Below are 21,114 nucleotides of genomic sequence, written 5' to 3' on the forward strand. Positions count from 1 at the left end.
CGACTCCCGACCACCTTGCTCAGGAACTGCGCTGGCAGCAAATAGGTTCGCATCCGGGACTGCGTTCACTCCGGGGCCGGGACGCCGACCCTGGAGTGAACCAACACCTCACAACACCACGGGACTTGGAACCGTCATCGCCAACCATCATTGGAAACAGGCGACTTCACCACCGGCCGGCCACTTCCAATATAGGTGGGAACCACACTACGGACAAGACCATGCATCAAAACATGACCCGGGTACGATTCGGGGAAATCCACGGGCCCCACCGGGGACATCGGACGGTCCGCTCCGCGGCCCCACCATCGCGCCCGCCGGGCCGAGCCGGCACTCACCCCTCGGATACATCGCACCGGCCCTCCACGGCCATCAGAGCCCGCCCGGGACACCACCGGGAACCCCCGACAAGCCCCCTGGACGGCCCCTCGGGCCCTCGATGCCCGATCTCCGCCACCGAAGGCCCTGCAACGGGACGACAACCCCAGGCGGCCCCGATCGAAAAGCCCGAAAGTTGTAAGGAAAATCCGGGCAGGAATCGGGACACCGCAGAGCAACCACCTCCACTCGGCACAGCGCCCCAACCCACACGACGGACCGGGCACGGCCAACTCCCGGGCACGCATGGGAGGTTGCGGGACGCTGCCCTGCAGGACGTCGTCTCCACGACACCGGAAACCATCCAAACGACACGAACGGCGCCCTGCACGGCCGCGACCAGGCACACCCGTCATACCGACCCACGACATCCTCACACGGCCACCACGACACCCAACCGCAACTCCACAACCCCTACGCCACTCCCCCACACCAAACGAACCGGCACCGACCTCCAGGCGCAGCGAACAGGCCTCCACCGTGTCGCGAGCCCCGCCTCGGACCACCAGGACGGCCCGACAGGAAGCCGCCCGACGCCCCTGCGGCCCTCACGCTCCGATTCCGCCACGGCCCGCAACCGAGCCCGAACAACGCCGCAGGACGACGCGCCGCGACACCGACGAACCCACACCCTCCCACCGCATGTCGTAAGGAAAACCACACAGAAACCCCACCACAGAAACCAGACAACAAACCACCACACCACCACACGACCCGAACCGGCAGAGACCAGGACGACATGGCCTGCCACCGCGACCACACACGGCGCAGCGGACGACACCGTCGGGGCCGGGCCGACACGGGCCCGGACGACCGCTCAAGGACAACAGGATTGTTCGCCTCGAGTCGGCGCGGTCATCCGCACTCCCCCGGGTGTCCCCCAAGCCAGCGCACATGGCGCAGCACGGGCGATCGTCGACGGGACCGACGACGACACGGGTGGTGCGGTCGGCAACGGCGCGGTGACGCCCGGCGCAGCGGTCGGCGATGCGGGAGTTGCCGAGGGCTTGGGTGGGGTTGTCGAGGGCGCGACGGGGCCGGTGGGATCGGGCCGGGGGCGTGGAGGCGGAGACGCAGCCGTTTCTGCGTTCTCCGGCCCCCGCGGCCCTGCGGTCGTCGACGACTTCGTGCGGCTACGGGTCATCGAGCCCGACTGATGGGACTGGATCCGCGGGTAGTTCGCCGCGCGGCGGTTCCTGCCGGCGGAGGGTCATGTGACGATCCCGCTCGGCGCACGCGACGAGCACGATCACGACTACCGGGTCGGGCAAATGGGATGTGGTTCAACGCAGGGGGTACGCCGCCGGACGCCTGGACGTCGGCTGCGTGCGCAAACTCGTGTCGTTCGGCTGCCGGAGCAGGGCAAGCTGGTTCGTTGGGCGTCACGGTCTTGAGCTGGGATGTGCGGATCGCGGGACGGGTCGGGGTCTATACGTAGGTTGCGGGTTGAGGTAGGGCGTGACGCCGGAGTAGGACATGCCCAGGGCTGCAGTGAGCATTTCGATGTCGAGGTGCTGGACGAGAGTCAGCAGTCGGGTGGAGCGCAGGATCTGTGGGAGCAGGCCGACGGGGGCGAGGGCTTCGCGGATGTGCGCCGCGCCGGGTGGGGTCCGGGTGGTGCGGGTGCGGCGGGTGATCAGCGGGTGGGGATTGGTCGATCCGAGTCGGGTGCGATGGCGTAGGCAGTTGTGCAGCGCGGTCCATGTCGCGTCGTCCAGTGGGGTGGCGACCGGGCGGGCGGGGAGGTGAAGGGTCCGGCTGGTGGTGTCGATGCCGTCGTCGGTGATCAGGCGTAGTTCGGTGATGGTCGCGGCGTGGAGGAGGGCGGCCAGGCCGATGAACGCCTCGTGGGGGTGGACGTCGTCGTCGGGGTTGAGAACCCAGCGGCGGTAGAGGGTTCGTTGGTCGTCCAGGGTCAGGCTCGGGCCTTTGAAGCCGCGGTTCTGGGACGCGGTCAGCGGCGCGGTGGGGTCGTGGAGGGTGTGGCCGGTGCGGTGTGCGTGGCCGAAGAACTGGCGCATTCCCGCCAGCCACGCTGCGCGGCGCGCCGGGTTGCGGGCGAGGAAGGCTTCCAGGTCGGCGGTGGTGGCGCTCGCCCAGGTGGTGTGGCCTTGGGCGTGGAGGTGTTGGGCGAGGTCGCGGACGGTGTCCAGGCGGACCTCGACGGTGCGGAGCTTGACGGGCTGCAGACCGAGTGTGGGGGCGTGGTCGCGGCGCGACATCAGGGCGTCGGCGAATTCCTCGACGGCTTGGCGCAGCGGGATGGGGACGGCGTGGATGCGCTTCGCCCGGCGGGCGGTGGCGCGGGTGTGGGTGGGGTCGGCCGGTGGGTCGATGAGGTGGTGGGCGTGGAAGAAGTCGGCGAGGGCGGGGCGAATTTCGGGGGCGTGGGTGTGGGCGCGGGCCAGGACGGTGTGGGGGTCGGTCGATTCGGCTCCGGGTGTGGCGAGGAGAAGACGGGCGGTGCGGGCGACGAGATCGGCGGCGAACATCGGGTTGCGGTGGGTGGTCAGGTGCGCCGCGTAGTCGTCCCACCAGGACGGGACGTGCGGGAGGCGTTGGGTGAGGGTGGCGGCGCGCGCCAGGACGGTGTGGGGCGAGCGCGGGTAGCAGCGGTGGCACATGCCTTTGGCCCACTGGCCGGTGGTGCCGCAGGTGGTACACGAGGGCGGGGCTTCGTCGGCGGGGTCGGCGTTCGTGCACGGGTTGCACCTCTGGGTGTGGGGCTGGAGGGTGCGACGGCGGCCGCAGCGCAGGCACGGGCCCCGGGCGGGACGATTCGCCGCGCGGCGACGACACGCAGCGCAGTGTTCGTCCTCAATCCGCCGGCCGCCTCCACAGCCCGGGCACACGCGTGAGCACCAGGCGCAGCGGCCGGTCGCGGTGCGCAGCTGGCGCAGGTTGCGGCAGGCGGGACAACGACTTCGGGCGCTGTCGGCCGGCGGCGGGATCACCGGCTGGGCCGAGGGTGTGGTCGTTGCGGGTGCGGGGGTGTTTCCCGGCGGGAACGGCGCGGGCCGAACACGCGTGGAGACGTCGTCCTGCATTGGTCGCTGGAGAGCCACTGTGCCTCGTCGAGGACGACGAGCGGTGCTACGTCCGTTTCACCAGCCGTGCCTCGACGACGGCCGTACCATCCTCCTCGTCAAGCCGCGTGGTGCCGTCCCGGGCGAAGCCGGCCCGCTCGTAAAAAGCGATGGCAGAGATGTTGGGCTCGTAGGCGTACACGCACAGGGGGCGACGACCGCGCCCCTCGAGGTCGGCCACGGCGTGCCGGAACAGCCTGCCGCCCAGGCCCGTCCCGATGCGATCCGGCTCGATGTAGAGGCCGAGGATCTCGGCCGCCGCGTGCCCCAGATCCGCGTCCCGGCCCTCGTCGACGGGTCCGGTACGGCAGAAGCCGACCACGACCCCTGCCTCCTCCGCGACCCACAGCCGGTGTTCCCCCGGCAGGTCGGCCAGGTACTCGGCCCAGTCCTCGGCCTCCTCGACCGCGTCCAGCGTGTCCAGGTATGCCCGACTCATGAACCCCGCGTACGCCGCCCGCCACGCCCGCACCTTGAGCCGGCCGATCGCGAACCCGTCCGCAGGAGCAGCGGAGCGAATCATGACGCGAGGGTAGAACACGAACCACGTCGTACGCACACCGGCCGCGCGAGAGCCGATGCAGGTGGTGTTTCCTTGGGCCCGGTTGTCCGATCGCGGATCACGTGAGGCGGTTGGGCACCACCCGTTCCCTCGGTTCGGCCGGTGGTGAGGTCCTGGAACCCGGCGAGGCGGTTGCGAACCGAATCCGCCACATGGTCCTCGACCGACGCGGCGAGCCCGAGGCCGATCAACTCCCGTACACGCTCCACCGCTTCGGGGGAAAGCTTGATGCGGATCTCGGCGCCGAGGGTCGTATCGATACTCATCCGGCGGACGCTACCGGCGGCGTCCACCGACACCGCGCTCAGCGGGCCGGTTCGTAGCCGGCTTTCGAGAAATGCCCTGTGGCCGTGCACGGGTTCCGGAGGAGGGCGGGAGGGCGGTGGTGACGGTGGTCGAGAGGAAGTCCTTGCCGCAGTCGATCCGCAGGTTCTCCGGGGCTCCCCCGGCGGGGCCGTAGGGGTCGTCGCGGAGCACGGCAACGCGCGGGGCGGTGGGGATCGACGTCCGGGTGGGGTGGCCGGGGGTGACGGCGACACCGGTGACGACCTTGGTGGTGGTGTCGATGAACCAGGTGACGTGCGGGCGCACGGGGTGCCGTCGGCGTCGACGGTGAGGGGGGCTTGGACGTGGTCGGCTTCCCAGGTGTGGTTGCGCCACGTGGGCGGGCGCCGGGCGAACACGTCCAGGGCGCGAGCGGCCTCGGGGCCCGCGCGCAGACCTGCCCGCTCCCCCGCGGTCGGATCCCGACGCACCGCACGGAGCAGCGAGGGGACCGGTGCCGGCAACGGCACGGCGGACACCGGGGCACCACCCGGAAGGGCGGACGCAGCCGTCCCGAGGTCGGGGGGTGGGCGAGGTGGTAGGGGGACAGTCGGGCAGGTCGCAAGGGTTGGGGCGGGTGGCGTCGTGGCGGGGGGCCGGTGGCGTTCGGGTGTCGGCTGTGTGCGCGGCGTATCGGTGGGACGGTACGGGTGGTTCGGTACGCGGCGCGGTGGGACCGGGTGTGCGTGCGGCACGCCCGGTGGGGGCTGGACGCGGGCTCGGGGTCCTCGCTACTCCCAGGCGGTGAGTAGGTCTTGGGGTCCGTAGGCGTAGTCGATGCCTTGGGTGGTGGTGATGCCGGAGCGGCTGGCGGCGATGAGGGGGGTGTCGGGGCCGGCTCCGGGGAGGCGGTCGCGGTGGACGGTCAGTGCGGCCAGGTCGCGGTGGTCGAACGGGCCTTCGAGCCATTTGATGGAGCCGACGGCGGTGACGTGTTTGGCGATGGGGGCGCGGTCGGCGGCGACGATGTCGATCTCGGGGTCGTTGGTGCGGGTCCAGTAGCCGCCGAATGTTTCGCATCCGGGTGGGAGGCGTTCGGGGGGGAGCAGGGCGAGGGCCTCTCGGATCACGGGTTCGACGGCGCGGCCGCGCCAGCTGCTCCACGAGGCGCGCAGGCGTCGGTTGGCGCGGTCGCCGCGGCCGCGTTCGATCTCGGCGAGGTGCGGGCCCACGAAGGCCAGCCACAGCCGTAGATGGGGGTCGGTGACCCGGTAGCGGGTGTCCTTGTTCGCGGGTTTGGTCGACAGGGGTGTCTCGGCGGCGACGATGCGTTTGTGGGTCAGGAGTGCGAGGGCGCGGGTGAGGCTGGCGCCGGGGATGTCGCCGGCGGCGCGGGCGATGTTGGTGAAGGTGCGTTCGCCGCTGCCGATCGCCTCCAGGACCCGGCGCGCTTGGGCCTCGGTGGGGAACTCGGCGGCCAGGCTGCGCTCCCCCGACACCACCAGGGCCGAGAGTGGGTCGGCCAGGCAGGTGGCGAGGTAGCCGGCGGTGTCCGTGCCCGGTTCCCATTCCGCGCACAGCAGCGGCAGGCCGCCCGTGGCCAGGTACGCGTCGAAGGCCTCTGCCGCGGGAAGATCGAGCATGGCGGCGACCTCGCGCGGGTTCAACTGGGGGACGACCATCTCGGTGGCGCGCTGGTAGAACGGGCGTCCGTAGGTGCCCATCGCCTCCATCACGGCCAGGTCCGAGCCGATGCCGATCAGCAGCACCGGCTTGCGGGACAACTCGCGGTCGAAGAGCTTTTGCAGCGTGCCCTCGAACGCCGGGTCCTTCTCGATCAGGTACGGCATCTCGTCGAACACCACGATGCTCGGGCCGTCGGTGGGCAGGGCTGCGGCCAGCAGGCGCAGCGCGGCGTCCCAGCCGTCCGGGTGCGCGCCCGTGAACAGGGCGGCGCCGGGCAGGTCGGACGCTGCGGCCTCGGCGACGAACAGGTCGATCTCCTCGCGGGTGGTCCGGGTCGAGGCCGTGAAGAACACAATCGGCACGCCGGCGCGATCGACGAACTCCTCCACGAGACGGGACTTCCCCACCCGACGCCGCCCGCGCATCAACAACGCCGTCCCCGGCCGGCCGCCCGGCCCGGCCTGTCGTTCCACGCGGCGCAGCATCTTGTCCAACCGCCGCAGTTGCGGCTGACGTCCGATGAACTCCGTCATCCCGACCTTCACTCACATCGATGTTTGTTTCATGGACGAAACTTACATCAATGATAGTTATGTGACGGGTGTGGGGCAACGATGATGCTCCAGGCGCAGCCGGCCGGTGATGAGGGGCGGCAACGTGGCGGGCCGCACTCCTTGCGGAAAACGTCCGACCGGCGCGTCGTGACCGATCGACGGACGCGACACCCGCGCCGGTCGACGCGGACTCTCGCCGCGCGTCCGCAAGGCCGAGGCCGGCCGCGGCAACACGGTGGGCCCGGACGAAGGCCTCAGACCCATGCAGGCGGGAGCCGGTTCGCGGTGGGACGACCGGACCAGGCAGCGCCGAGCGCTGGTCCCGATGGGACGACGGAAACGAGCGACCCCGGTTCACATCCCGACGAGGCCGCTCGCCTCGTGCGGGGCCCGGGCCGTTTCGCGAGCCCGGCCGCAACTGTCACCGCGGCAGGAGGAACAGGAGGTTGAAGGCGAACACCAAGCACAGCCCGCCGAAGGAGGGCATGAACGCCACCACCATCCGCCAGGCGCGGACCCATGGGAACAGCAGAACGCTCTCGGGATCGTCGCGGCGAAACGCGACCGGCACCTCTCAGTGCTGCCACACGCGAGTGAACGTCGGCAGTTCCATCGGACGCACCCGTACGCCGTCCCCCCGGGTCGAACGCCACGTGCACCCACACCGCGGCGCCGTCGTCCGGCCTTTCGTCCATGCTCCAGCGGTCCGACACATCGATCCGCCTACTCGGCGGCCGAACACCACCGTCCGCACGTCCGCGAGCGCGGCCGGGGCGCGGTCGTAGCGGTCCCGGTCGCGCCGGGCGCGCGCAGGAACGTCGACAGCGACGGCACCGGGTCCGGCAACGGCACGGCTGCCAGCGGAGCGCCGCCCGGGAGCGATGTACCGCTCGGTGGCGAGGCGGGCGACGCCGGCGGGGCGCGGTCGCCGGCCGTCGTCCCCGGACCGGCGGGTGACCGTACGGGCTCGGACGAGGAGTTCGCGGTGGATCGCACAAACGTTGCCGCAGCGGGCGTCCGCGGAGGCGGCGGTGGCGGGTGTCGTGGTGGCATCTGCGGCCGGCGCCACACCGTGCGGTCGGAGACGTTCGGTAGGGGTTCGGTGGTGGGCCTTGGCATCCGCTCGCATCGGAGATGTCGGAAGTCGCGGAATCGCGTCTGTAGCGTGCCTATAGTGGTGCTATGACGTCGACGACGATCCAGGTGCCGCGCGAGACCCGCGACCATCTCGCCGAGCTCGCCAGGGAACGCGGGCTGAGCATCGGTCAACTGGTCGAGGCGTTGGCCGCCGAGCAGCCCACCGCCGCCCAGCGGGCCGAGCGTCTGGCCGCGGACCGGGAGACGGTGCGTTCGGTGATCGGCGTGCCGATCACGGACGAGGAGTTCGACGACGCGCCCGACATCCTCGGCAACATTCATCGGATCGCCGCGGAGAAGGCCCGGAAGACGCGCGCGTGATCATCCTGGACACCGGCGCCGTCAAGGCCCTCGCCACCGGCCACAAGACCCTGGGCCTGCTCGCGGGCAACATGGCCCGCACCCCCGGCGACCACCTGGTCGTCCCCGCGCTGTGCCTGGTGCAGGCCGAGGCCGACGCGCAGGGCGTCGCCCACCGGGTCCTGGCGCTGTCGAGCGTGAACGTCGACCCCCTGGAAACGGTCGCGTCGGTGGCGGTCGGCACGATGATCCGCGACGGCCTCGGCGGGGCGGACACCTGCCACGCGCTGTACTGCGCCCTGCCCCGGGCCGAGTTCACCGGCATGTCCATCCTCCTCACCACCCACGAGGACGCCTACCCACCCGGCATCGTCACCGTCGACATCGACTCCCCCGGCATGCTCGGATTCGGGTAACGGTGACGACCCCCTCGGACCCGCCGGCCGCAACCGAAGCCGCATCGGTGGGGAATCCGTCGGTACCCACGTCGGGCGCGCGCCGAGGCGCTGCGTGCGGCCGGGACAAGCGATCGAGGCGGGGCGCGGCCGGCACGGCGAGGACGCGGAGGAACTCGCGGATTTGTTCAGCGAGGACCTCGTGTGAGGCTCGCGCGCGGCCAGGTCCGGAGGTTCCTCCGCGCGCCTGCGGTCGGTACGGAGCAGGCCCTCGTCGTTCGCGACGTCCCACAGGGGATGCAACAGCCTTGGCAAGAACGGGACTTGGGAGATGTCGAAGCGCGGCGTGTGCTGCCGGCTCAGCACACGTGAGGCCAACGCCGGGGCCTTGGCGAGAGTGCGTTCGGCGCCCGCGCCGCACGGCACCGGGTTGGTGTGGGTGGCGGGGGGCGTCGACCGACAGGCGCAGGTAGTCCCACGCGGGGGCGGCGATGCGCCGGCGTCGTCGATCACGAGCACGCCCGGAGGCTCGAGGGCTTCCAGGAGTGTGCGGTCGGCCGCGTCGGTACGGTTCGTCAAGGAGGTGGCCGGCAGGCCGAACGCGGTGAGCAGCGCGGCCCGCAACCGGGGCATGGCCGGTTTCACCGCGACCAGGGCGCGGTGTATCGGGACGCGGCGCGGGAGCAGGCGCAGGGCCTGGTGGAGTGCGATCGTCTTGCCGTGGCCGGGGTCGCCGTACACGCACAGGATGCCGTGGGCGGCGACGGTGTGGACGAGGGCTTCGGTCACCGCGCCGAGTTGGCGCGTAGACACCGGGTGCGCGCCGGGTGTGTACAGGCGCACACCATCACCCGGGGTGCCGGTTGCGCGATCGGATCGGCCCCATGGTCGGCTTCGACGGTCAAGGCCGGCGATGCGAGTCGGCCCTGCTCGTCCACCGTCCCCGGCAGCGCGAGCTCCGCCAACGCACGGCCGTGATCATCCACGGCGGCACGCCGAACCGGTCGGGCGATCTCCAGCACGCGACCGACGCGAAGCCCTCGGCGCACCGCGTGATACAGCGTCGTCAACGACACCACCGGGGCCACTGGAACATCGTCGTTCTCGGCGTCCTGCCGTGCCCTGTCACACATCCAGCGGTGGAACGCCCTCACGTTCCCGCCCAGATCCGACAGGCATGACCAGAGCGCGTCGTCCGGCGTGAAACGCCGACCTCCCGGCGGGACCCGCACGACCCGACCCGCGTGCCGACGCCACGCCGGCGCCACACCGTACGCTCCGACACCCCACCGCCTCGGCGGCGACCGCCACATGCGCGCGGGAGACACCCCCCGCTTCCGCCACCGCGAGCAGACGCCGCACCACCAGCGGCCGCAACATTGCCATATCCGAGGCACCGGCAGCAGGACGTACCGAAACCGAAGAACGATCCCTCGCCATACCGGCAAGCACACCCGCACCATCGGGGGCCCGACACAGGAACGGGCAACTCCATGACAGAACAACCCGCTTGTGTCAGGCACCCGACGTCAATCGACGGTCACGCCCGTGACAGTCGAAACGATCACACACCTCCACACCCCGACCAGCACACAAACACCCACAACACGCATTAACCCGACCGACGACCAACCACCCCCACCCCAACACACACTCACAACCACACCCGAAAACCAAATCAACGCCCCCGGACAGCGGAAACGGGCCGTCAGCGAACTGGCGACCGTCCTCGTCGCACCCATCTGAAACCTGGGCCCATCATCCTGACGAACCGCCACAAAACCCCGAAGAGGTGGAACATGACACCCATCCGACGCGACAATCTGGCCATGGGAATACCCCGGACCGTGGAACAGTCGCACCTCAAAAGCGCAGAGCCTTCGTCAGTGAACTGACGAGGACCGAACGCTCGAGGCCACCTGCGCGTGCCGCCGTCCACCATAATGATCACGACATGATATGCCTTGGGAGGACGAATGACTCTGAGTGGAGTTCGATGGCTGGCGGGAACTGAGGCGCTGGATCCGGACTACTGCGTCACTTTTGCGCGCGGGTTCAGCCCGATGGAACTTCTCGCGAGCATGGGCTGCGCCGTCGACGAAGCATCTCCCATGACATCGGATGATGCGGCAGATTTCATGTCCCAACAGTACGACGATGACAATCTTCGCATCATGATTCGTGCCGGAATGGCCGGAGATTGGGCTTTCGCAATAGAAGACGGCAGCATTTATGGCCAGCGCCCTGAGATTATGAAGGGGGTGGCGGCGAACACAGAGGCCATCTGCCTATATCGAACCATTCGAGGAATCTCCGGGTTCGGCTACGCCCGGGAGTCAGATATCATCTGCGCATTCATGGCGAAATATCCCTTGTCGGCCTCGGGAAGCGATCCCGCGAGATTAGAGTCGGCCCTGCAGCGCGTGGGACTGGGCTTCGGAGGAAACGGCCCGTTCCCTTCGGAGTCCCCATGGGAGGATATTCTGCGGATGGCGGAGGAGGAATTTTCCCTCGCCCTGCCCCTTCCTGACATCTTCACAGCAGGACTCCTAGCGGCTCCGGTCATGTACGAATGAAACGGAAGGGCGGGTGTGTTCTGCCCTCATTGACGATCACACACCCGCCCTGTTCGCTCAGAGTCGAGATGACTCTATGGGAGTGTCACGACGCAGGCGATGTCCGGGTTGCAGTTCTGGAATCCCGGAATCTTAATGTAGAAGGGGTCTCCGTCTAGGATCCGAAAATCCTTGAATCTGACTCCCAACCAGTTGAAGGCCCCCTCGTTCTGGCTCTTAGTCATCGTGGCTCGGCCGCAGACGAGATTTTGCCAGTCGGCAGCTGGATAGTTCTCGTCCATCGTCACGTTCCACTTCTTCCCGCCCATGGGCCACGCGACAATCTGAGCGCACTGATTACCTGAAGTGGCGCCCTTCATCGCCCCGCTTTCCTTCGAAGAAGCGATCGGAAACTCGTCACACTGGGCAGGCTCGGGGTAGTTCGACACTTGCTGGTGAGCCGCGAACGTATTGTCGCAAATGACGTTGTAGTTCGACGCCCGGTCGTCATGGCGATGGAGCGGATGATCATCCAAGAGATTGTCGGGCAATTGTCCGGGGTGGGGATTCTTGGGGCTGATCATTCTTTGTTGCATGATCCAATAGTAGGCTGCGGCGACAGGGTACTTCTTGGTGTTCACCGGATAGGCATATCCGTACGCGGGAAACACACAGCCCGGGAACTTGCCCGGCACGATGCGGTCGCAGCGAACCTGAAACTTTGGATCCTGCCACTCCCACCAACCTGTGGACGCGGTCGGGATGAACGGAGCGGTCACCATGGCGAACCAGCCGAGATTCAGTTCGTTCTTGCTGCTTGTGCCAGTCCACGAGTGGTCCACGAGCATCCGAACCTCGTGTAGATCGGTGGGCATCCAACTCGTGGCGCCAGTAGTGGTGACATGGGTGTCACACGCGGGGGCGGCAGGCGGCGGCGCGGTGCACGTGAAGGTCATGGCAACGTTGATCGACTGCAGCGCGGGATCAATCTTGACCGGCTTTAGGTAGACCCATTCCTGGAAATTGATCCCCGCGATGTCCAGTTCGATCTCGTGCTTATAGATGAACTGGGCCGTGCCGATCGTTGTGCCATCTTTTTTGAGTTCGGCGTTGAGAGGCGACATCGAACCCAGACACGCAGCGTCGCGGTTCATCCAGTCGCCGATGAGATTGCCGTTGTTGCACCAGTCGACGGGGCCGTTGATCACGGAGGCAATGGGGGGCGTCGCCGCCCGGGACGGAGTGCTCCCGACCTGCCCGATCGAGGTGCACCACTGTGCTCCTGTGGCAGGGTCGATCGGACCACATTTGGGCGCGGCAGGATCGCTTCCGAGCTTGGCCGTTTGTGATGCCGCAGAAAAACCGTTGACGAGGCGAGGCTGATTGTCGACCGGGTCAGGAGCCGTTGGGTCGGGTTCGGGAACTGTTATGTCCAGCCCTCCGACGGCGTAGTTGCCGGGGGCGACCGCCACGGCGTCGAATGCGACGTCCTGGTCGCCAGTACCGTCCGCAGTGATCGAGTTCAGGCGGATCTTGGGTACGCCTGCGAACCTGAAAACTCCCAGCTCGACCCATCGGTTCGTCGCGCCCGCCTGGGAAATGGTGCGGCGCACCGGCTTACCCCAGCCGTTCTCGATCTCGTATGTCGCCTGTTTGGTCTGTGCGCCGTGGTCGGGTAGATGGACGAACACCTTCGCTGGGCCGGTGACCGCCTGGTTGAAGGCCCATTCGCCCAAGACTTTCAGGAGTTGGCCCTTGGGGTCGTCCCTGCGGGTGTGGGCGAAGTAGAAGTGTCCACCGAAACCCGCGCCGAGTTGGTGCGTGTCTACCTTCGCCGGGAACGTGCCGGCGTTGGGGTCGTTTCCGAAGGTCATGGTGAAGGTGCCCGCGTTGGTCCATGAGTGTCCGCAGTCGGGGCGGATGGACGGCACGTTGTCGGGGACGTCATCGACGACCAGGGCGCCTGCGGGCAGGCCGTTGAGGGTGCAGGCCGGAGGGTAGGCGGTGCCGTCCGGTTCCTCGGGGTAGGTGGTGTTGAAGCGTACGAGGTCGTTGCCGCAGGAGTAGTCGCAGTCGAGTTTGTAGGTGGCGGGTTTGTTCCACCAGCATTTGTGGTCGGCTCGAGTGCAGGGACCGACGCCGGGGTCGTTGGACGCGGCGTCGGTGATCTTGGTGGCGTCGCAGGCGTTCTCCGGTGCGCAGAACAGGCCCTCGGGGGGCTTGGCCTGGGCGCGGTAGTACTTGGCGGTGCCGACGGTGGTGGCGTCGCCGTCGCGTCCGTTCCACCAGGCCTGGCGGTAGCCGGCGACCATCTTGCCGGGTGATTCGAGTCCTTCGAGGGGGTGGCCGGCCCAGCCGATGACCTTCTCCTGGTAGGGCCAGTCCTGGGGGTGGGCGGCGTCGGGGTAGTTGTCGCTGCCGTCGCCCTTCTCGAGGAACGGCAGGCGTCCGGCGTCCCACTCGGGGTTGGCGGGGTTGTTGGCCCAGCCCACCCCCCAGGGGCCGCCGTCGCCGGGGTTGGGGTAGAACCCGGAGTTGTAGGCCCACAGGGCGAAGTACCAGTTCTCGATCTTCGCGGAGTTGCCGTTGTTGACGATCAGGCCGTTGTCGTGGGTGACGTTCCACTTCTCGGTGAGGATCTGCAGGCCCGCAGCGATGTTGGCGGTGTAGTCGAGGGCGACGGCGCGTTGTTGCTGATAGTCCCAGGCGGGGAGTTTGCCGTCCTCGCGGCCGGCGAGGCGCATGTGGTCGGTGACCTGGGTGATGCCGTAGCCGCAGTCGGCCTTGGACCAGTCGATGTCCCAGTCGTTGGCGGGGTTTCCGTCGTAGTAGTTGATGCCGTAGTAGTTGCCGATGAGGGGGTTTCCGGTGACGCCGGGGACGGTGGTGCGCGAGGCCTGCCACATATTGGATTCCTGCGCGGTGACGCCGAGCATCACTTGGGCGGGCACCCGACTGCCGCCGCCGGACAGTGCCTGGAGGGGGAACATCGCCTGCGGCTGATAGGCGGGCATGCCGAGGTTCTTCCAGTTCGCCGGTCGGCTGACCTTGTTGTCGAGGTTGCCGACGATGGCCTGGTCGACCGCCCACTCCACCTGACGGGGCTTCGGCTGCATGGCTTGGTTGCTCGGGTCGTTGCGCGGCACGGCGCAGGTGCGCTCCGCCTCGACGATCTGCGTCGAACTCCCTGGCGGGCGGGGGTCGGTAAGGCTTTGGCCGCCACCGGCCAAAGCGGCCTGCGGCTGGTCCTTGGGGGCGGGGAGTTTCGGGGAACGGTCCTTGCCCTGAACGATGTTGGGTCCGGGCTTGGCGGCGGGGTCGACGACGGCGGAGGCGGTGCGGCCGGTCGCGCGAACGGTGAGGTCGATGCTCACCGGGCGAACGGCGACGGCCTCGTCGGGGTCGATCCGGGTGTCCTTGCCGTCCGCCCAGGCGGTACGGGTCAGGACGCTCTCGCCTCGGGTACCGACCTTCGCGTCCTTGGGCGCCGTCGGCAACAGTCGCACGACGTCGGGGAGTTTGTCCGCGGTCTGCTTGACGGGGCCGGTGACGTAGACCGTTCCTGCGGCGTCGCGGGCCAGGCCGGTCTCGGCCAGCGGTCCGGCGGCCAGCTCGGTCGGTTTGGTCTTCTTCGGTTCGGGTTTGCGAATCTGGGTGGCGGTGAGGCGCTCGGCCGCCGCGCTCTTGGCCTGAGGGGCGGTGAGCTTGTCGAGGTAGACGACGCCGCCGTCCCTGTCGGCGGTGAGCCGGAAGGGGACGCCGCGGGTGGCCGCGAGCCGAGTGCTCGCTCCGTTGGCCTCGATCTTGACGAGGGCGCCGCCGTCGGCGGCAACGATGCTGCCGTCCTTGGCCGGGACGGCCGAGGTGACCTGTCCCTTGGTCTCAACTGCGGGACTCAGGGCCCCGGTGGCGGCGTCGACGCGCACGAGGCGGGTGGAGGTCTTGTCCTCGCCGGGGGACTGGGTCAGGATCGCGCCCTCGTCAACGCCGCAGCCGGGGTTGTAGTACGACAGCGACGCCTGCAGGTCGAGCTTGGTGACCTGCCCGGAGGCCAGGTCGACGATCGCGGTGAACCCGCCGCGGGCCATCAGTTGGGGCTTGTTCGTGAACGTGCGCGGCGCGTAGACCACGACGGCGCGCTGCCCGGATCCGGTTACGCAGGCGTTCCCGATCCAGGTGTCGGTGTCGAAACCCGGCTCGGACAGGCTCGCGGCGGTCCGCCACCCGTATTGGTCCTTCGCGTCGGCGACCATGACGTGGAACCCGTCCGCGTCACCGGTGGTCGTCCACGCCCGATCCTGCGACCCGGCGGGCGCGGCCGGGGTTGCGGACTTGCGTTCGCCGGCGTTGGCGGCGGTGCCGCTGGCTAACGTCGTGATCGCCATGAGGGCCGCCGCCCCCAGGGCTGTTCGACGATTTAATGTGCGGACCAACCTTCTTCTTCTCGCGTTTCGCATGACAGCCTCTCGCTAGGGAACACGCGCCGATCGACGCGCGCGGCCACCGCGTGTGCACGGCGCGAATGCCGGGCACCGCGCTGGAGAACAAGGCGTGCCGCGTCGTCGGCGGCGCATGGCTTCGACGGGTTCGACTCGGGCGGCACGCCAGGCGAGGTACAGGCCCGCGAGGACACCGGTGGCGAGGCCGACCAAGGGTGCTGCTGCGGCAACGGTGAGGGGATCAACGGCCTGGGTCCACTGTTTCGCGGCGGTGGTCACGGTGCCCAGGATGGTGCCGACCAGGCCACCGAGTGCGCCGAGGACGGCGGATTCGGCCGATCAAGCATTGAACAAGCGGCCCCACTCAAGCAGCCGCCTCCTCCTGGGACAAGAAGTAATTTCCGATGAGATGACTCACGGTAGTCATTGCAATTTCTTTGCCAATACGCTCCGCTTTCCAAGGCCATGGCAGTTGTTTCTCCGCGCTTCCGGACCAAACCGTCGGCGAACGCATCCACCTATCGGCTCGATGACCTTGCGATCGGAAGATCCGACCATCAGAGGGACGAAGATTCACGGGGATCAACCACGCAGAGTGAACAGACGATGGGTCCGAGCGATTGCGGCCAGTCACATTCCGTTCGTGTGGTGTATGACACGATTGGTTGGGTGGGCGTCCGAAACCGGATCGCGCGCCGAGAGTCCACTCGACCCCTAAGCGCGAGCCCGCACCGCGACAGCCGCGCCGACCCTTGGTCGGGGGTACCGCCACCTGCGGATTGGTTACACGCGGCGCCTCCTGCAACAAAGCAGGGCAAATCATGCGCTGATGGCTGCGGGTGCCCACGCAGGTCAGCGCGTTCGATCAGGTGGGCGTGTTCGCCAGCCTTTACGCCCGGTTAGCGCATGAGCGGGCGCAACACGTTGTAGGGATCGGCGCTTCCGCACACCGTGGCCCGAGCCCCACATGACAGTCTGGCCGACGTCGTCAATGTCCCGGCCGACGCGACTCCGAACCGGCCGTAGTACACGTCCTCGCCCTGCTTACCGGGGCGATCACCCGCACGTTGACCAGCCCCGACCTGCTTGGGTTGTGAGCAGATTCGAGGCAGACCTGCGGTGGTGAGTTCGCCCTGGGCCGGCTCGCATTCCCTCTCACACCGGCACACGGGTCTCAGCTTCGCGGCGGACCTTCGGTCTCGGCAAACGAAATACTCGCGTTCACCCGCGCGGTTTCGGTGTCGACGCCGATCGTGCGGGTTCGACGGCATCGTCCTCGTCGCGCTCTGGCTGCCCACGGACGGCCACAGCCTTGGTTTCGCAACTTGGCGTCGGCGATCTCGCGGCCGACGTTCGGCATGCCGGGCCGTTCGGCGAACGCCCTGATCACCATGGACGCCAACGCCGGTGGTTCCGACACCGGCTCGCCGGCGCCTTGACCAGCATGCATCTCGCTCATCGCGACGAGGTGCGAACCGAGTCCGGGCGCCACGCACACCCCCGCATCACATCACCGCGATCGCACAACATGGGTTTACAACGAGCCCGTGCGCGATTCCCGAGAATCATGATCCCGAAACTCGGATTCCACCGGGAAATATTCGGTTCCCCTGCACTCACGGGGCTCTCGGGATCGAGTAGTAGTGGCGCGGCCGTTGGCAGCGGAATACTCTATTCCGATCATATCGCGTACTGGTCGAACCGACGTAGACATCGCCAAACCAAGCCAGAAACACCCATTGCCAGCGATACTCAGCCATGACAAATAAATGTGGCCTTGGCATGCTAGATGTTTGCATCTGAAGAAAGTTGCCGAAATTCTCGGCACGATGCAACGCGCCGAGAGTATTGACTTTCTGCGACGGCGAAAATACGGTGAAATCCGGGATGCAGAACCCGGAGAAAGATATTGCTTCTTGATCGTCCAGCCCTGATATCGCTCGCCCTCTCCTCGAAAGGTCCTTTCATGCGCCTCAGGTACCTTCTCGCTTCCACCGTTCTGGCCGGCGCTGCTGTCATCGGGCAGGCGCCCAGCGCGCAAGCGGCTCCCCCTTCTCCCAGGTGCTTGTTGCATGGGAGCGCCACACGAGCGTTCTGCTACTTCTATAACAGTGGCCAGCAGGGCGGGGTGGCCGGTTGGGACCTGACCTATGCCGACGGGGTCGGCAATCTCGCAGGGTTTGAGTTTGCACTCGGCGCAGGCGCTGGACTACCAGTGAAAAATAATGCCGCATCCGCAACCTATCAGGTCGCCGGCTCCTGCACGGGCTACGCCCTCAGCTACTACCTCAGCAACTTCGCCGGACCCGCCGACTTCATCTTCGCTTGCACCGGAGATAATTTGGTGGAAACCTACAACCAAAATGCATCGTTCAAACGTTGGACCAGTTGACGGCCGGAAGCGCGACGTCTCAGTAGTATTCTCTGCTCGACAGTCGGAAGCGCGGCGTACCAGTTGGTATTTTCTGCCACTCGAACGCCGCGCTTTCGCGCTCCGGAAACGGGAGATGTACTCTTTCATGTTCATGCGCCGCCCCGGCGGAAAACTCGCCCTTTTCCTTTCGGTGCTCACAACGGGATGCATACTGGGGTCCTGCTCCGCCGACAGCGCCCGAACATCGGCCCCCATCACACGGATCGCGCCTCCGGTCGTCGACTCGTTACCGAATTATTCCGATGATGTCGTGCCCGCGCTACCGCTCGATCCGTACTTTCTGTCCCCGGATGACAGCGACAAACTCCTCAAGGCATTGGACATCCTGGTTCGAGACTGCGTCCGACGCGCGGGATTGGCGCCGCCTCGAGAGCATCCCTCAAAAAATTTCTATCCGTCGCGAAACAACAGGCGATACGGAATCATGGACAGCCGAGAAGCCGATGCCAACGGTTATCGACTTGTATTTCCGGAGGCGAGGCCGGACGAGGTGCTGACCGAGGAGCAAATCAAAGCTCTGTCCGGAACGAAGAACGGAAAGCCCGGGCCAGGAGGGGCACCTGCGGAAGGTTGCAATGCATCGGCCGCGCGACAGGTGACGGGCACTTCCGGATATCCGAGCGACTTCCCGGTCGTGCAGCAGATCAACCATGAGTCGTTCAGAATATCAAAAGAAGACGGACGAGTCACGAAGGTAATCGAACTGTGGTCCGAATGCATGAAGGGGAAAGGCTTCTCCTACAAGACACCATTCGATACAGAGTTTCGGCAAGACCAGCCGCCGTCGCCGCTTGAGATCGAAACGGCGAAAGCAGACGTCGGCTGCAAAAGACAAGTCAATTTCGTGAATACGTGGAGCGGAATCGAAAGCGCGTATCAGAAAGTATTGATTGATCGCAACAAAAAAGCACTTGACAACGTCCTATTGAAACGCAACGAGCAGCTTCAAAAAGCACACCTCATTCTCGAAAGCCGGTGACAAGCGCATCCCCTGGAAAGATTTCGGTGTCGATGTTGTTCGTCGTGACTGGGCCCCGGACTCAGCCGCATCGCGTCCTTCCCATCCGTCCCGGCTGAGCCGTGATGAAGCCGGTTGAACCCACTGACGTGTCCCCCGGATGGAACATGTTCGCAAGCGCGTGCACGGCATGGCATTGGTCGGCAGGATCGGCACGATTCTCACCGGCTCCCCCAGTCCTACCAATGTTCGCGCGAGGACGAACCCGAACAGCGCATCGATCTGGACGGACCGCTCCACTTCCTCTGCCCACGCGGGCACTGTTCGCGCCCGACCCCCGGCGACTGCCGACCATGCCAATCCGACCTCCGGCCCTCAACCCCACTGTGAATCGGTCCGACGAGACGGGAACGCCGCAGGGTTCGGAGTCATCACGAAGTCGTGGAACACCCGAAGGAGGAAAACCTCCGATCACGGGGAAGAGGACCCGATGCCGTCGGGGCGGGCATCGCCGCGTGACACCACCCCGACCCGTACGAACAACCTTCGTGGGCGTGCCCGTGGTGGCATCCTGCGCCACACCCATCGTCACCCCGCCGGCAACGACCACGAGCTGTGTCTCACCGGCCCGTGGCGGACGCGAGAGCACCGCCTTGCGGTGGCCAACCCCGACCACACGACCACGAACGGCAGTTCGTGGGCACTGACAACTCGACCTGTGACCACCCACCCCGAAACGGTCGCCTTCGCCCCACACGCCCACCGGCGACACCCCGGGCCGGGCCGTGACCACATTCCGCGAACGCACCACCCACACACGCTCGGACTCACCCGCCTGGCACCCGTACCCGACGACCTCTCACGGTCCTGGTCCCGCCGCCATACCCAACCCTGCCCCCCGGCCGATTCCCCGGACCCACCGGCAACGGAGCAGGCAACCGCTGCCCATGGAATCCCCATTCCAACCGCACAAAATCTCACTGCACTCCACAACACCCGCGAATCCCCACGGAATCGAGGGAACCTCAGCTCACACACTCGACCGAGCCCGCCTCACACCCCACTCCCCGCATCCCGAAACCCATCCAGCCAGCCCTACGCCCCGAAAACATCACGATACATCTGCGAAACCCCAGCCCAAAAATCCCACACCACCCACAACAATCGACCACTCACAGCCCTTCGAGCAGCCTTGGACCCGGGTTTTCCCAGTCCACGGGACTTTTCGGCATGCGGGATCACGGTGGCAGCTGCCGCCTCGAACACCCGCACCGACATGCACACGATCGCCATGAACACTGCCTCTGTTCGCCGTTCCCCACCCTGGGAATGCTCTCGCCAGCGGCGACAACGGCCGCACCACACCGCACAAACCGTCGGGATCGATCCAATCTCAGCCCGAATCCCCATAACAAACCCAACGATCCGTCACTCGCATAGGGCACGTCCGAAGTGGCGTCCGAAAAACACAACCCGGATGGTGTGTTTGGTGTAATAATCCCTGAATGGGCGAGATATTCGGTATTCTCTCACGCGCTGAGAGTATTGACTTGGGGTGACGGCAAAAATACGGTGAGATCCGTCGGACGCACACGTTGGAGAGGATCGTTACGTCGTCATCGTTCGCCGCGCCCGAGTGAACTCGTCGCTTACCTCCCGGTGATCATCGTGGAACGCGTCCTGGGATCCTGCTCCGCCGACGGCGCCCGTACCGAGAACGGAGAGCCCGGACCAAGAGAGGCACCCGCGGAAGGTTGCAATGCGTCGGCTGCCCGACGGGAGACCGGGACCTCCGATTATCCGGGCAACTTCCCAATCATGCAAGATCGACCATGACTCTTTCGACATGTCCAGGAAAGACGGACGAGTCCTCGAATTTTTCGCACCGTGGCACGGATCCATGAAGAAGGAAGTTGCTCGCTCGAGACGCCATAGGAAATTCCTGGGCTTCATCAGGAACAGCCGTCGTCGTTGCGTGATTACGAGACCGCGAAAGCACACATCACCGACCAATCGAACGAAACAAAGACGCACTCGACACTGTCGTCTTGAAACGTAGCGAACAGATGCAAAAGCGCGCGACATCCTCGGGGGACGCTGAGAAGCACATCGGCGTGAGATGCTCTCAAGCGATCGCATAATCAGATCCCAGTGAAGTCGACGATCCGCAACCGCACTTACCTCGCCCCCGCCCATGTTCGAACACTGGATAAGCGTTGCCCAATAGCTCTCCTGCCGCGAAAGACAAGGCAACCCCCGCTGTCGCGAGGTCGCCCTTCCTGCCGTCTCGCCGGTGGGTTGGTCCTTGGAACTCCGCCCTGACGTGGCTGCCCGCCCTTGTAGTAGCCGTGTTGGGGTGGCGAAAC

Annotated in this window: 13 protein-coding genes and 1 pseudogene; 5 read left to right on the plus strand and 9 right to left on the minus strand. The window is 66.7% G+C overall.

Going from position 1 to position 21,114, the window contains the following annotated elements:
- Window positions 1-1,760 precede the first annotated feature (1,760 nt).
- From EMA17_RS36135 to EMA17_RS52130, 5 genes are all read right to left on the minus strand, one after another.
- Window positions 1,761-3,002 carry a site-specific integrase gene (locus EMA17_RS36135; protein ID WP_126641418.1) on the minus strand — a complete coding sequence of 414 codons (1,242 nt, stop codon included), beginning with the start codon at window positions 3,000-3,002 and terminating at the stop codon, window positions 1,761-1,763.
- Window positions 3,003-3,471: 469 nt separating this feature from the next.
- The gene (locus EMA17_RS36140; RefSeq protein WP_126641419.1) at window positions 3,472-3,987 is read right to left on the minus strand and encodes a GNAT family N-acetyltransferase; all 516 of its coding nucleotides are present in this window, start codon (window positions 3,985-3,987) and stop codon (window positions 3,472-3,474) included.
- A complete protein-coding gene (locus EMA17_RS36145) occupies window positions 3,984-4,325 on the minus strand; it encodes a hypothetical protein (RefSeq protein ID WP_126641420.1) in 342 nt (113 codons plus the stop codon). Before EMA17_RS36145 ends, EMA17_RS36140 begins: the two co-directional genes overlap by 4 nt.
- A gap of 756 nt (window positions 4,326-5,081) precedes the next feature.
- On the minus strand, window positions 5,082-6,509 hold the full coding sequence (locus tag EMA17_RS36150; RefSeq protein WP_126641421.1) for an ATP-binding protein: 1,428 nt from the start codon (window positions 6,507-6,509) through the stop codon (window positions 5,082-5,084).
- Between the two features lie 442 nt (window positions 6,510-6,951).
- Complete coding sequence (locus EMA17_RS52130; protein ID WP_160161690.1) at window positions 6,952-7,101, minus strand: hypothetical protein; 150 nt, start codon at window positions 7,099-7,101, stop codon at window positions 6,952-6,954.
- 611 nt (window positions 7,102-7,712) lie between these two features.
- Between EMA17_RS52130 and EMA17_RS36155 the strand changes: the two genes are divergently transcribed.
- The gene (locus EMA17_RS36155; protein WP_126641422.1) at window positions 7,713-7,988 is read left to right on the plus strand and encodes a ribbon-helix-helix protein, CopG family; all 276 of its coding nucleotides are present in this window, start codon (window positions 7,713-7,715) and stop codon (window positions 7,986-7,988) included.
- Window positions 7,985-8,383, plus strand: a complete 399-nt coding sequence (locus EMA17_RS36160) for a PIN domain-containing protein (protein WP_126641423.1) — start codon at window positions 7,985-7,987, stop codon at window positions 8,381-8,383. Before EMA17_RS36155 ends, EMA17_RS36160 begins: the two co-directional genes overlap by 4 nt.
- Window positions 8,384-8,872: 489 nt before the next feature.
- Here the strand turns inward: EMA17_RS36160 and EMA17_RS56130 are convergent.
- Both EMA17_RS56130 and EMA17_RS36165 read right to left on the minus strand, forming a co-directional pair.
- Window positions 8,873-9,205, minus strand: a pseudogene (locus EMA17_RS56130) (ATP-binding protein); the annotation flags it as partial.
- Window positions 9,148-9,594, minus strand: coding sequence for a hypothetical protein (locus tag EMA17_RS36165; protein ID WP_126641424.1), 447 nt, complete (start codon window positions 9,592-9,594; stop codon window positions 9,148-9,150). The gene EMA17_RS36165 and the pseudogene EMA17_RS56130, both read right to left, overlap by 58 nt.
- Before the next feature lie 744 nt (window positions 9,595-10,338).
- On the opposite strand from EMA17_RS36165, the gene EMA17_RS36170 reads away from it, so the two are divergent.
- Complete coding sequence (locus EMA17_RS36170) at window positions 10,339-10,938, plus strand: DUF6461 domain-containing protein (RefSeq protein ID WP_126641425.1); 600 nt, start codon at window positions 10,339-10,341, stop codon at window positions 10,936-10,938.
- A 74-nt stretch (window positions 10,939-11,012) separates the two neighbouring features.
- Here the strand turns inward: EMA17_RS36170 and EMA17_RS36175 are convergent, their stop codons facing one another.
- The gene (locus EMA17_RS36175; protein ID WP_126641426.1) at window positions 11,013-15,302 is read right to left on the minus strand and encodes a golvesin C-terminal-like domain-containing protein; all 4,290 of its coding nucleotides are present in this window, start codon (window positions 15,300-15,302) and stop codon (window positions 11,013-11,015) included.
- 1,228 nt (window positions 15,303-16,530) lie between these two features.
- Window positions 16,531-16,815 (minus strand): hypothetical protein, encoded by a 285-nt coding sequence (locus EMA17_RS36185; RefSeq protein WP_126641427.1) that lies wholly within the window; start codon window positions 16,813-16,815, stop codon window positions 16,531-16,533.
- A 507-nt stretch (window positions 16,816-17,322) separates the two neighbouring features.
- On the opposite strand from EMA17_RS36185, the gene EMA17_RS36190 reads away from it, so the two are divergent.
- Together EMA17_RS36190 and EMA17_RS36195 are read left to right on the plus strand one after the other, a co-directional pair.
- The gene (locus EMA17_RS36190; protein ID WP_126641428.1) at window positions 17,323-17,748 is read left to right on the plus strand and encodes a hypothetical protein; all 426 of its coding nucleotides are present in this window, start codon (window positions 17,323-17,325) and stop codon (window positions 17,746-17,748) included.
- 115 nt (window positions 17,749-17,863) lie between these two features.
- A complete protein-coding gene (locus tag EMA17_RS36195) occupies window positions 17,864-18,769 on the plus strand; it encodes a hypothetical protein (RefSeq protein WP_126641429.1) in 906 nt (301 codons plus the stop codon).
- Window positions 18,770-21,114: the final 2,345 nt, after the last annotated feature.

The sequence above is a fragment of the Embleya hyalina genome (assembly GCF_003967355.1).
In the GTDB taxonomy this organism is placed as follows: domain Bacteria; phylum Actinomycetota; class Actinomycetes; order Streptomycetales; family Streptomycetaceae; genus Embleya; species Embleya hyalina.

What these genes read in the sequence shown, in the direction of transcription:
- EMA17_RS36135 (WP_126641418.1), bottom strand. Translation starts at nt 3,002, where the DNA reads ATGTGCCACCGCTGCTACCCGCGCTCGCCCCACACCGTCCTGGCGCGC.
- EMA17_RS36140 (WP_126641419.1), bottom strand. Translation starts at nt 3,987, where the DNA reads ATGATTCGCTCCGCTGCTCCTGCGGACGGGTTCGCGATCGGCCGGCTC.
- EMA17_RS36150 (WP_126641421.1), bottom strand. Translation starts at nt 6,509, where the DNA reads ATGACGGAGTTCATCGGACGTCAGCCGCAACTGCGGCGGTTGGACAAG.
- EMA17_RS36155 (WP_126641422.1), top strand. Translation starts at nt 7,713, where the DNA reads ATGACGTCGACGACGATCCAGGTGCCGCGCGAGACCCGCGACCATCTC.
- EMA17_RS36170 (WP_126641425.1), top strand. Translation starts at nt 10,339, where the DNA reads ATGACTCTGAGTGGAGTTCGATGGCTGGCGGGAACTGAGGCGCTGGAT.
- EMA17_RS36175 (WP_126641426.1), bottom strand. Translation starts at nt 15,302, where the DNA reads ATGGCGATCACGACGTTAGCCAGCGGCACCGCCGCCAACGCCGGCGAA.
- EMA17_RS36185 (WP_126641427.1), bottom strand. Translation starts at nt 16,815, where the DNA reads ATGAGCGAGATGCATGCTGGTCAAGGCGCCGGCGAGCCGGTGTCGGAA.
- EMA17_RS36190 (WP_126641428.1), top strand. Translation starts at nt 17,323, where the DNA reads ATGCGCCTCAGGTACCTTCTCGCTTCCACCGTTCTGGCCGGCGCTGCT.
- EMA17_RS36195 (WP_126641429.1), top strand. Translation starts at nt 17,864, where the DNA reads ATGTACTCTTTCATGTTCATGCGCCGCCCCGGCGGAAAACTCGCCCTT.